Annotated in this window: 12 protein-coding genes; 5 read left to right on the top strand and 7 right to left on the bottom strand. The window is 47.7% G+C overall.

Annotated features, from left to right (window positions below; genetic code table 11):
• Positions 1-95 precede the first annotated feature (95 nt).
• From D0Y50_RS16165 to D0Y50_RS16150, 4 genes are all read right to left on the bottom strand, one after another.
• A complete protein-coding gene (locus D0Y50_RS16165) occupies positions 96-503 on the bottom strand; it encodes an ExbD/TolR family protein (protein WP_117317960.1) in 408 nt (135 codons plus the stop codon).
• Between the two features lie 143 nt (positions 504-646).
• Positions 647-1,435, bottom strand: coding sequence for a CLCA_X family protein (locus D0Y50_RS16160; protein ID WP_117317958.1), 789 nt, complete (start codon positions 1,433-1,435; stop codon positions 647-649).
• A 2-nt stretch (positions 1,436-1,437) separates the two neighbouring features.
• A complete protein-coding gene (fldB, locus tag D0Y50_RS16155) occupies positions 1,438-1,974 on the bottom strand; it encodes a flavodoxin FldB (RefSeq protein WP_117317956.1) in 537 nt (178 codons plus the stop codon).
• Between the two features lie 11 nt (positions 1,975-1,985).
• The gene (locus D0Y50_RS16150; protein WP_232366288.1) at positions 1,986-3,878 is read right to left on the bottom strand and encodes a DUF7800 domain-containing protein; all 1,893 of its coding nucleotides are present in this window, start codon (positions 3,876-3,878) and stop codon (positions 1,986-1,988) included.
• A 282-nt stretch (positions 3,879-4,160) separates the two neighbouring features.
• On the opposite strand from D0Y50_RS16150, the gene D0Y50_RS16145 reads away from it, so the two are divergent.
• Positions 4,161-5,327 carry a hypothetical protein gene (locus D0Y50_RS16145; RefSeq protein ID WP_117317954.1) on the top strand — a complete coding sequence of 389 codons (1,167 nt, stop codon included), beginning with the start codon at positions 4,161-4,163 and terminating at the stop codon, positions 5,325-5,327.
• On the opposite strand, the gene msrA is transcribed toward D0Y50_RS16145, so the two are convergent.
• Positions 5,324-5,866 (bottom strand): peptide-methionine (S)-S-oxide reductase MsrA, encoded by a 543-nt coding sequence (gene msrA, locus D0Y50_RS16140; RefSeq protein WP_117317952.1) that lies wholly within the window; start codon positions 5,864-5,866, stop codon positions 5,324-5,326. The two genes, D0Y50_RS16145 and msrA, sit on opposite strands and share 4 nt — an antisense overlap.
• Positions 5,867-5,991: 125 nt before the next feature.
• Here msrA and D0Y50_RS16135 point away from each other — a divergent pair, with 125 nt between their 5' ends.
• The 3 genes from D0Y50_RS16135 (at position 5,992) to D0Y50_RS16125 (ending at position 8,758) form a co-directional block, all read left to right on the top strand.
• Positions 5,992-6,399, top strand: a complete 408-nt coding sequence (locus D0Y50_RS16135) for a thiol-disulfide oxidoreductase DCC family protein (RefSeq protein WP_117317949.1) — start codon at positions 5,992-5,994, stop codon at positions 6,397-6,399.
• Positions 6,396-7,133 (top strand): SDR family NAD(P)-dependent oxidoreductase, encoded by a 738-nt coding sequence (locus tag D0Y50_RS16130; protein WP_117317947.1) that lies wholly within the window; start codon positions 6,396-6,398, stop codon positions 7,131-7,133. Before D0Y50_RS16135 ends, D0Y50_RS16130 begins: the two co-directional genes overlap by 4 nt.
• Positions 7,134-7,318: 185 nt before the next feature.
• A complete protein-coding gene (locus tag D0Y50_RS16125) occupies positions 7,319-8,758 on the top strand; it encodes a sodium-dependent transporter (protein ID WP_117317945.1) in 1,440 nt (479 codons plus the stop codon).
• Here D0Y50_RS16125 and D0Y50_RS16120 read toward each other — a convergent pair whose 3' ends face one another.
• Both D0Y50_RS16120 and D0Y50_RS16115 read right to left on the bottom strand, forming a co-directional pair.
• Positions 8,759-9,571: an NAD-dependent epimerase/dehydratase family protein gene (locus D0Y50_RS16120; protein ID WP_117317943.1), complete on the bottom strand. Its 813-nt coding sequence runs from the start codon at positions 9,569-9,571 to the stop codon at positions 8,759-8,761.
• 55 nt (positions 9,572-9,626) lie between these two features.
• Positions 9,627-10,430 (bottom strand): DUF2884 family protein, encoded by an 804-nt coding sequence (locus D0Y50_RS16115; protein ID WP_117317941.1) that lies wholly within the window; start codon positions 10,428-10,430, stop codon positions 9,627-9,629.
• Between the two features lie 309 nt (positions 10,431-10,739).
• Between D0Y50_RS16115 and D0Y50_RS16110 the strand changes: the two genes are divergently transcribed.
• Positions 10,740-10,931: a hypothetical protein gene (locus D0Y50_RS16110; RefSeq protein ID WP_117317939.1), complete on the top strand. Its 192-nt coding sequence runs from the start codon at positions 10,740-10,742 to the stop codon at positions 10,929-10,931.
• The last annotated feature ends 23 nt before the right edge of the window (positions 10,932-10,954 follow it).

Genomic DNA, 10,954 nt, shown 5'->3' with positions numbered 1-10,954 from the left:
ATTTTAATCGCTAGGGGTCGAAAAATCCACTCTACAAACAAAAAACGCAGCCAAAAGGCTGCGTTTTTTCATAGCTAAAAAGGGTCAGCGTAGGCTTAGCCTTTTTTAACCAATACAGACACTTTGTCTATACCCGCTATTTTAACCTGGTTCATTACTTCAACTACTACACCTTCTTCTGTATTTTCATCAGCTTGAATGGCAGCAGTGTCGGTGTTGTTTTCAGCCAGATAAGTTTGCGCGTTCGCCACAACCCGACGGATATCGACCTCACGGCCACCCATTGTAATTGTGCCGGTCTCGTCTATACGGATAGAAAGCGCTTTTGAAGGCTGGTTGTTGTTTGACTGATTGTCTTCAGGGCGGCTTACGTCAAGGCTTTTTTCTTTAACGAAAGACGTGGTAACAATGAAGAAGATCAACATGATGAACACAATGTCCAACATGGGAGTCATGTCAACCTGAGCCTCGTCCTCAGCAGATGTATGCTTTTTTCTTTTCATCTTGTATTCTTTCTTCTCTAAAGTTCTAGCGCATTAGTATACTGGTTGTAATAAAAATATATAGTTTTTTAATCACCAGTGTGCGCCGGTTTAACACGTGTTGTCGGCCACAAAGGCCAGGCTGCGCGCCTCTACGATACGGTTCAGGCCTGTTTACCGGATAGCGCTTTACCCAGCAGATTAAAGTAAACCGTTAACTGCTGGTTAACCTGAATACGCAAATTACCATGAGGATAAATGCCAAGTCTAGCCTCAGGCGACATTTTTGTGCCCTGAACCAGGAAGGCGTTCTTTATTTTATGGTCCTGGATACAGGCTTCAAAGGCTCTGGCTGCCATTTCCTGCGGCATCGCGTAATAAAACATTTGCAGCGCCCGGTCGGCTTCTACCGAGCGTTGGAAGTACTCACTGGGGCTGCCATCAGGCTGCAAAAACAGCAGTTTAAAGCAATCACACAAACGTTGATTAAGAGGGTGTTCGATTTTATCTGCATCATCCAGCCAGGCTTTTGAGGCGAAGTGGCCATGCTCTAAGCCGGCAAATACCTTTCCCGCAATATAGTGATCAAACGCATGAAACCACTCGTGGGCCAACGCACCGCCCCCGGCATTTTTTGCCAGCGCCAGTTGCCGCCTGGCGCTGTTGTAGTGTGCGCTACTGTGTTTCTGGCCGCCACTTCCAAAGGCTAATGCCAAGCTACCATTTAACGAAATGACCTGCTCATTGACCTGCAAAATATCGATGAGATCATACAACGCATCAAAAAACAGGTTTGCCGCTACCTGTTGTTCTGCCGCGGTTACCCAACGGCCGATAGTAATTGCTGAAAAATTGAATAACTTGCGTATATCCTGAAAGCTGACATCTGCGCCATCGCGATGTGAAGCCCCATTACGGTAAAACTCCCGGTGCAGCCGGCCAGGCACGGACATCGTCAGCTCAGTTCTTCAAGTAATTGGTTACACCAGGTTTCCACCCGCTCATCGGTCAAATCGTACTGGTTCTCATCATCCAGGCTTAATCCTACAAACTGGCTTTTATCTGCCGTAAGCGCTTTAGAGTGAGCAAAATCATACCCTTGGTTTGGCCAGTAACCGACTATTTTAGCACCACCTGCGACGAGGGCATCGTGTAACATGCCCAATGCATCCTGAAACCAGTCAGCATAACCAAGCTGGTCACCCAGCCCAAATAGCGCGACTATTTTATCTTGCATGGCCAGCTGATAAACTTCATCCCAATGCGACTCCCAATCTTCCTGAAGTTCACCAAAATCCCAGGTAGAAATACCGAAAATCAGAATGTCGAAATCCTCGGCGTGTTTTAACGGTTCGTCTTTGATGTTATGCAGGCTCACTACCTGATCATCAAACAGGCTATTTAGCTGAGCCTGAATTTTTTCTGCTGCCATTTCGGTATAACAGGTTGTTGACCCGTAAAATAAGCCGATAGACAGGGCAGGTTCACTCATGTTATTCCCTTTTATTGTTGGTCTTGTTGCTTGGCGGTGAATTCTATCGTTTCTGAGCCCGCACACAAAGCTCTGCAAATGACCTTATCAGATTGCGGGTCAATAATAAGCTGTCCCACCGCGCTATGGTTCAGCAACGTATCAGTGTCTGATTTACTCACAGGTCGAGCGGTAACCGACATATTGCGGCGCCGGGTAAAAATATTAAGCGGTGAATCCGGGCCGTATAGATAGCGGTTGAAACGTTCCAACTGGGTTAACAGTCCATCTGGAAAAGTATTTTTCAACCCGCTACAGGTAAATTGGGTAATATGCGGGCTGTTGCGCCTAAAACGAAGGCGCACATCGTAAACAAAGGAATAGTGCACATCACCGGATAAAATAATAAATTCCGGCGGCGTACGGTAATGCCGAAAGATATTGAGCATGACGTGAGCAGTGCCGCGATGAGCCATCCAGTTTTCGGCATCCACCGTGAGAGCCTTGCCAAAAAAGGTAAACACTTTTTGAATGGCTTCAATAAATTTTACGCCATAAATAGGCGCCGCTGACACGACAATAACCGCTTGCTGACCAATAATATCTTGTTGAAATTCACACAGTGCTTCCCAGTCCATCAGGCCGGAAGGTTTGTTCAGACTCGATTCAGAACGCCATCGTCGGGTTCGGGTATCCAATACACAGATGGGGGGGCTGGTGTGCAGCGTATAATGCCATTGTTCAAAATCAAACAGGGTATCGATAAAAGCATCTTGCTGCTGTAAACCGCCGGATGTAAAGACCGTCGCCGCTTGCGAAAGTATATCTGCAAATTTTGCCGGCTGATTGCCCCAACCCTGACATAGCCAGTAAGCCACCAGCGCATTACCTACCATGCGCCGGGATAATGGATGCCCATAGACTTCTTCTTCCCAACCACGGGTAAGGTTCCAGTCATCGGTTACATCATGATCATCAAAAATCATATAAACCGGCAGATGAGCCAGCGCTCGGCGGATGGTGGCTAAACCCGCTACAAAAGGCCTCAATGCTTGCTGCTCTTCGCTAAACTGTGCGCGATAGCGCTGTGGTACCACGCTGACATCCAGGCTTATTCCGGCCCACAATGCGTCTGACCACACCAATATGTACATGGCGATGATTTCCGACAAACTGATCAAATGGTTGTGGGCATTCACCGAGGTAAATACAGGCTTCCGTTTGGCGGTGAAAAACAGTTTCGATAATGGTGTGTTCAGATCTACCTGAGGCAATATTTGATTACGCTCATAAAAATTGTGCTCGTGCCCGGCAAGCTCGCTGGCATAATCCACCACCGCCCCTGACAGCGGTTCATCGAATAATCCGAGGCGCGCGATAACCTGCTGGATGGCTTGTAGCATGGGGCCGGCCACGTCATCGGTATACACCTGGTCGCCAGACATAATCAGCATGTCGGGCCGCTTTGCCTGTTGGCTAAACTCCGCGGCGATACACTCGTCCACCCGTTGTAGGGCATCATCTACCGGATGATGTGGTTTGCGACAGGAGCCATGCAGCACATTCGACAACTGTGTCTGATAGCGAAAACTGAAGTGCTCTTGTCCGTCATACAGTAAATCCTGTCTGGCCTGTTGCCACTGCTGTTGGACCGCCGCTTCATCGAATGTTAGGGCGTAGTAATACAGCGTATCAGTAACCAAAGGCCGGGAAGGCGTAAGCTGTATAAGCTGGATAAAGGCCCGCTGGCCCACCTGTATCGTTGAAGTCTGTTGGGCTGGCAACGCCAGAGTTTGCTGTCCCAAGCTCACAGTAGGGGCAGCTTTAACAGAGGTTATCAACCACAAAGTGACACTGGTTTCATCAACATGGCGCAGTAACGGGCCCGCAATGACGGTAGGTAAGTTTTCTTGTGAAATAACCAATTCCTCTTAACGTGTGCCCATAAGCGTTGCATCAAAGACTAATTTTACCGATAACCTGGCCGGTCAGATAGTCGAGGGTACGCTATTATGCCGTAAAACCTCATGATTGACTGGCGATAAGTGCAACAAAGTGTGGCACTTCATATCGTTAGCGGGTATGCAGTTACGTTTAAGTATACGCTAACCCGCTTAATATTAGGGCTGACCGTGACTTGTTTCGAGACACAAAGTGCGAGATATTATTTTTAGTCTCAATGCAGATTGATAAAGATTTAGGATGATATGAAGCGACATGCCGCACTCTTGATGGTTTTGGCAGCCAGCCTTACCGGATGTTCAAAGGATAATGAGCAAAACATAGTACAGACCACGCCTGCGGCAGATGTTTTGCAGGTCGATGGACGCTGGATAACAGAGTCTGACGGCAGTTTAATGGTCGATTCGCAGCCTTCCGGTTTGTCAGCTTGGCAGGGTAAGTTGGTAACCCTGTCTGATGCCAGTGCACAGCCGGCACAGCAACGACAGTTACATATTATTGATCCCACCAGTGCACAGCTATTACCCAGAACCGAAAAAATGCGTTTAGGCAGTCAGGTTAGAAACAGTTGTTTTGCAGCCTACCTCGCCAGTGAACCTGATTTGGAAGCATTAGTTGCAGATCCTCTGGATCCGAATATATTTTATACCGTAACTGAAGATGCCACTCGCACCGGGGCGCTATCAGCACGTTGCCAGCAGCGCTATAAAGCGACCGGCTCAACTGACTACCCGACTCTGTTGGTTAGGCTTGAACGTAACGAAGATGGTTCGGTAATAATGGGCCGAGTGCGACCGCTTCAGTTTGATCTGAAACTGGAAGTAGGTGATTTCCCCAATGATGGTATCGAAGGTATGGCGCTGGGCAAAGATAATATACTTTATCTAGGTTTGGAAAAAGACGCCGCTGGCGCCGCGCGTATCTTCGCAATAAAACTGCATGACGGTTTTTGGGAAACTACCGACTTTGCCAAAGTCTACAACCCAGCGCTGAAGTTGCCACACTTCACCGAGGGGTCACACCCCATTAATGCACTGGAATATTATACCCGGGCAGCCGATGAACATGGTTTTTTACTGGCTATAGCGCGCAACGATAACGAACTTTGGGTTATCGATACCGAGGGTGAGCAGCCCGCCAAACGCGTAAAAATGGACTTCACGGCACCGGCCGATGCGGATATGGAAAACTGTGAGGCTACCGAGCGAATGGACAATGCCTCGATAGAAGGTATAACGGTAATTAACGACACGGTCTGGATGATTAACGATCCGTGGAAAGTAAACTATCTGAAGAACATCCAATGCCCGGTTAATCGTAAACGCTATGAAGCAATGGCACCGCTGCTGTTTTCCACCCCGATTCAGGCTGACTGGTTTACCAGCCAACCCGGTACTTCGGCGGCCGATTAATCTTTACGCAGTCGCGAGGCAAAAGTTTTCTTAAATTTTGCCAACTTGGGCGCAACTACCATCGCGCAATATTGGTTTTGCGGATTATTGGTAAAATAATCCTGATGGTACGCTTCGGCGTCGGTGTAGTTATTCAAAGGTGTAATTTCAGTTACGATTGGGTCTGGCCAAACATTGTCTTCGCGCATTTGTTCGATAATGCGTTGTGCTTCGGCCCGTTGATCCTCGTTATGGTAAAACACGGCGCTTCGGTATTGAGGGCCGACATCATTACCCTGACGGTTCACTTGCGTGGGATCGTGTAGTGCAAACAGAATCTCCAGTACCTCACGGTAGCTAATTTGATCAGCGTCAAATTCTACCTTCACGACTTCGACATGGCCCGTATCGCCTTTACACACGGCTTCGTAGGAAGGGTTGTCGACGTGGCCGCCAGCGTAACCAGAGGTGGCTTTAATTACCCCTTCCACTTTATTAAACGCGGATTCGATACACCAGAAGCAGCCGCCGCCAACGGTCGCTGTTTGTACATTTGCCATAAAAATCTCCTGTCGTTGATGTTCTCAAAGTGGGTGCGGGCAAAACGGACTTCAAGTCATCCAGCGTTAATTATTTAGCGTATAGATAGAATAAGCATTTTTATCACCAGCAATCGGCTACTTGAATGATAATTTTTTACGATGGTCATTGTCCGCTATGCCGGACCGAAATGTCTCATCTTAAGCGCTGTGACAAACATCATGTTATCCAATTTGAAGATATCCATCAGGATAACTTTACCCAGCGTTATGGCCAGTTGGAATGGGCAGCTTTAAATAACCGTATTCATGTTCAACTGCCAGATGGCAGTTTACTTACCGGACTGGATGCTACCCATGCTGCCTGGAAAGCGGTAGGCAAGGGCTGGTTGTACGCCCCTTTACGTTGGCCGATAATCAAACCGATTGCTGATTATGGCTATACCTTGTTTGCCCGGCATCGCTATCGGATCTCATACTGGCTAACGGGCCAGAGGCGCGGTTGTGACGCCAGAAACACCTCGGCAACGTCTAAAAACGGCGATAAATCATGACCGCTATTGCAATTGTTATTGGTGCCAGTGGTGGCATTGGTCAAGCACTGGTAAGCCAGTTAGCTCGGCAGCGGCCTGCAGATACGGTCTATGCGCTATCGCGGCAGGCTGGCAATGCTTCGGGATTACCTGATAACGTGATCAGTGTCAGCATGGATACCGCCGATGAAGAGGCTATCAGACAGTTTTGCCAGGCACGCGAAGCCGGGGGGGAGTGGGTGCTAACGGCCATTTGTACAGTAGGCACATTACATGGTGAGGTGGGTGATGTGACGCTTGCCCCGGAAAAGCGACTGGAGGATATTAACCAGGCGCAGTTACAGGCTTACTTCACCGTGAACAGTATTATTCCTGCATTATGGCTTAAACATCTGGTTTCTATTATGAGCGCTTCGCCCAGCCAAGTGGTGTGCCTGAGCGCGAGGGTAGGCAGTATCAGTGATAATCGCCTGGGAGGCTGGTACGGCTATCGCGCGTCTAAGGCAGCGCTCAATATGTTAATGAAAACGGCCGCGGTGGAATACGCTCGGCGCGCCAAAGCAACCAGCTTACTGTGTTACCATCCTGGCACCGTTGATACAGGATTATCGGCACCGTTCCAACATAATGTAAAACCCGAAAAACTTTTTACCGCGCAGTACACCGCCGAGCGCCTGCTAAGTGCACTGACCACCCTTGATAGTCAACAAAGCCCGTATTTTTTGGACTGGGACCATCAAGTGGTAAGTTGGTGATACGCCCAACACCAGCCCAGTTACGCTTAAACTCAAGACTTTTTATGACACTGCTGTTACCATTTTGCCAAACGGTGACAAAGCAGTGCATTAAGGGCCCCGGTCATTTAATTAGCGTTGTTTGAATAAAAAATAGTCACCGATAAAAACACAACAAATAACAATAAGTTGAGGGGAAGCGGCGTATGAGCGGGGCCAGAGAACAGTTCGGATCGCGCATCGGATTTATTCTTGCAGCAGCAGGTTCTGCAGTGGGAATTGGGAACCTGGTAGGGTTTCCGGTAGGCGCAGCCAAAAATGGTGGCGGCGCTTTTTTATTGATGTATGCCATTTTTGTTTTTGCTATTTGCCTTCCGGTTATGCTGGCAGAAATGACCGTTGGACGGCGCGCGCGTAAGGATCCCCTGGGAACTTATCGTCAGTTAAGCGGCAATTCGGCGCCGTGGAAGTTAGCTGGGTGGTTATCTATTTTAACCCCGTTCATGATTGCCGTCTTCTATCTGGTGATTACCGTGTGGATCTTTGGCTACTTGTTTGAAGCGGTTACCGGTGATTTAGACGTGCTGGCAAACCCACAAACGTTCAATAACTTTATTAACTCGCCTAAGGTGTTTATTTACATGGCAGCGGTATCAGGCATTGTGTACCTGATATTACAAGGTGGGGTAAAAGAAGGAATTGAAAAAGCGGCTAAGTTATTAATGCCCTCTTTGTTTTTGATGCTGCTGTTGCTGGTGGGTTTTGTTCTCACCCAGGAAAATGCAATGGCGGGGGTACGCTTTTATCTGATACCGGATTTTAGCAAACTGACCGCTTCGGTTATCAATGGTGCATTGTCTCAGGCGTTTTTCTCGCTTTCGCTGGGTATGGGGATTCTGATAACCTATGGCAGCTACATTTCTAAAGATGCTGATGTACCCAATTCCGCCAAGCTAGTGGCAATTACGGATACCGCAGTGGCATTTACCGCCGGGCTAATGATTCTGCCAGCGATATTTTCGTTTAATCCACAAACTAATCCAGCGGAATTAAGCGAGTCTTCTATTGGCATGATTTTCACCTTTTTGCCAAAAATATTCTTAGCGCTTCAAGCGAGTATCGGCTATATCGGCGCATCAATTGTGGCCAGCCTGTTTTTCCTGTTGGTATTTTTCGCCGCCATTACTTCATTGGTCTCTATCTTTGAAGTTCCGGTGGCCGCACTGATGGATGAGAAAGGGGTTAGCCGCAAAAAGGCGCTGGTGGTTCTAGGGGTCATTATGATCACACTGGGCGGCTTTTGTGCGTTGTCTTTTGGCTTTGTTGAGTACTTTACTTTGTTCACCCATTACGCCGGGGCAGATAAGTCCTTCTTTGATGTAATATACGATGTGTTTTACGACACAATATTACCGCTTAATGGTTTTTTAATTTGTATGTTTGTAATTTACCGCTGGAAGCGGCATAACCTTAATGAAGCCCTTGAAGAAGGCGCGCCTAATTACAAGGGAAGCATGTTTGCCAGCTATGTAAACTTGTCGCTGGGCACCTTTATACCGGTTATTCTGCTGGTCATTTTTATTAATACCGTGTGCCTGAAATATTTTGATTTTTCATTGTATTCAGGCCTCACGGCTATGTTTTAGCTAAAGCATATCGTACGGGCTGGGATAAACGGGAGTTATGCCTAGCGCGTGCCAGCTTCGCTGAGCATCAATCTGTTTGCCACTTGCGCTACGGCGGGTAAAATCAGAATTAAAAACAGGGGCTTCAAGCCCCTTTTTGTGGGCGCACCAGGGATAATAATCGCCGCGTTTGGGATGTTCCAACGCACTTAAATGAAAAATTCGACCTGGTTGAGGTTTCGTTAACAGCGAGAACAGACCCGCGCAAACATCCTGCTCATGCACCAGGTTTACCACCTGCTCACCCTTATCCAAATGACGTCCCGCTAAAAAATTGACCGGATGCCGGTGGCTGTCAATTAATCCAGACAGTCTGACTATCGTCGCAATAGCCGGATACTGATTTAGTATGTGCTGCTCTATTTTGACGTGAGCGTGTGCTGAGTCTGTAAGCGGATCTACCCGTGTCTTTTCATTAACCAGACCCTCTTTATCGCCATACACGGCGGTGGTGCTGATAAAAATGAGCTGCGTACAACCGGCCGCCATGAAGGCATCGATAAGGGCCAGCATATTACTGACAAAATCCCTATCCAGCGGTCGTTTCCTGGCGCCGGGCGGAATATTTAAAATAACCGGATTAGCGGCACTGTGTTGGGCCAGGGCTTCGGGATTGTCACCCAGTGTAAAACGTACCGGCTGAATATCAGCGTCACGCAACAGTTCTGCGCTGGCTTGGGTTCGGGTGGTGCCCAATATCGACATTGTTGAGGGGCGGCGGCGGGCCATATGTTTGCCGAGCCAGCCGCAGCCGCAAAGGGTAATTGCCGTCATGCTATACCTGCAATAAAAGGGAAGAACGCTATCCTAGCACAACCTTGGCTAAGCACTACATTTTAGCGCTGTTATGTGACCTGTGGGTTTCTAAATCTAGTATATTAAGTTCGTCTAGTCCTGCAATAGTGCGTTGCATCTGAGTTTCGTAACCATCAGCCTGGCGTAAGATTCGGCACAGTTTATGGGCCTGTTGTTCCAGCATTTCCGCTTGCGCTTCCATCCGGCTTTCCAGATCTTCTCCGAAGTTTTCCATACGCTGCTCAAAGGATTCAAGATTATCATCCGAGCTAAACCACTGCCCTGCCAGCGCCATCAATAGCTTGCCGGTAGCGCGCTCTGCCAGATCTTCAATTCGCTGTTCAAATTCCTGTTCCCAGTCGCTGCCAAGCCAGTTGTCGCTGGCATCATTATTCGCTGTAATTTTAATACTGCCATCATCAGTGTAAAACTGTTGTTCCAGCGACTGGCGCATTTCAGCAAACGACGTCTGGAATTCGGTAACCAGTTCATCGTCTTCACCCAGCAAGTGGGCAAACACCTCAGTGACTGCGCCGTTAGCCATCGCCAAGCCTTTATCGGCCATCTCCATGCTCATCGGTACCGCCTCATTAATAGCCTCATAATAGCCCGCTACATTAGCTTGTTGGCTGGCACTCAGGTGAATCGGCTGTGCATTCAGGTATAACGAATGATCCTGGTTAATTTGCACTTGATCGCGGTTAGGCAGAGTTAAGGTAATTTGCGCAGGGTTATAGTGTACATCACCGCGAAGATTAATATCGCAGCTGTCATTTTGGTGCGCCATAACAGGAGTAACTGAAGTGAGCAGAACAAGGGCAATAGCAGACATTTTCATGATGATTCCGTTTCAACATTAAGCAAAAAGTAGTCAATGCTGAGCAGGGCCTATGCCATATTTAAATTTCGTTATTTATCAATTACTTAAAAATTCATCAAATTGAAACTTGGCCATATAAACACTGCATAATGGTCAGTAACCACAATAAATAGCTGAATTAACGAAATGATAATACCAGGTGTTACAAGAGAAATTTTTTGCCCATAAAATGGGCATAATGCATAATAAAGAGACAGGAAAGATGACTGTCGTTATCTTTCGCGAAAACCACCGGCAACTGTGCAGGCATTTTAACGAGGCTATACAATGAGTGAATGGTTAGGCGCAATAGGGTTTGGAATTGGCTTGTTAGCTTTTGTGCTGGGCGTTACCAGTATTATTATGGGGTTTATGGCCAGCGCAACGAATGGACAGGGCATGCAACACAAAATAGAGTATGGCTTCTTTGGGGTAGCGGGCTTGGTGGTTTGTTTGCTTATGGGCTACGCCTTAGCATAGCCCATAAGCTTAGTGCTCAGTGC

Origin of the sequence: Salinimonas sediminis, assembly GCF_003429285.1 — a bacterium.
GTDB classification, from domain to species: Bacteria; Pseudomonadota; Gammaproteobacteria; order Enterobacterales; family Alteromonadaceae; genus Alteromonas; species Alteromonas indica.
This window is presented reverse-complemented; position numbering and strand designations above follow the sequence as displayed.

Excerpts from the sequence above, each read along its gene's own strand:
- D0Y50_RS16110 (WP_117317939.1), top strand. The coding sequence starts at position 10,740 with ATGAGTGAATGGTTAGGCGCAATAGGGTTTGGAATTGGCTTGTTAGCT.
- msrA (WP_117317952.1), bottom strand. The coding sequence starts at position 5,866 with ATGGCAAATGTACAAACAGCGACCGTTGGCGGCGGCTGCTTCTGGTGT.
- fldB (WP_117317956.1), bottom strand. The coding sequence starts at position 1,974 with ATGAGTGAACCTGCCCTGTCTATCGGCTTATTTTACGGGTCAACAACC.
- D0Y50_RS16130 (WP_117317947.1), top strand. The coding sequence starts at position 6,396 with ATGACCGCTATTGCAATTGTTATTGGTGCCAGTGGTGGCATTGGTCAA.
- D0Y50_RS16120 (WP_117317943.1), bottom strand. The coding sequence starts at position 9,571 with ATGACGGCAATTACCCTTTGCGGCTGCGGCTGGCTCGGCAAACATATG.
- D0Y50_RS16135 (WP_117317949.1), top strand. The coding sequence starts at position 5,992 with ATGATAATTTTTTACGATGGTCATTGTCCGCTATGCCGGACCGAAATG.
- D0Y50_RS16160 (WP_117317958.1), bottom strand. The coding sequence starts at position 1,435 with ATGTCCGTGCCTGGCCGGCTGCACCGGGAGTTTTACCGTAATGGGGCT.
- D0Y50_RS16165 (WP_117317960.1), bottom strand. The coding sequence starts at position 503 with ATGAAAAGAAAAAAGCATACATCTGCTGAGGACGAGGCTCAGGTTGAC.
- D0Y50_RS16125 (WP_117317945.1), top strand. The coding sequence starts at position 7,319 with ATGAGCGGGGCCAGAGAACAGTTCGGATCGCGCATCGGATTTATTCTT.
- D0Y50_RS16115 (WP_117317941.1), bottom strand. The coding sequence starts at position 10,430 with ATGAAAATGTCTGCTATTGCCCTTGTTCTGCTCACTTCAGTTACTCCT.
- D0Y50_RS16145 (WP_117317954.1), top strand. The coding sequence starts at position 4,161 with ATGAAGCGACATGCCGCACTCTTGATGGTTTTGGCAGCCAGCCTTACC.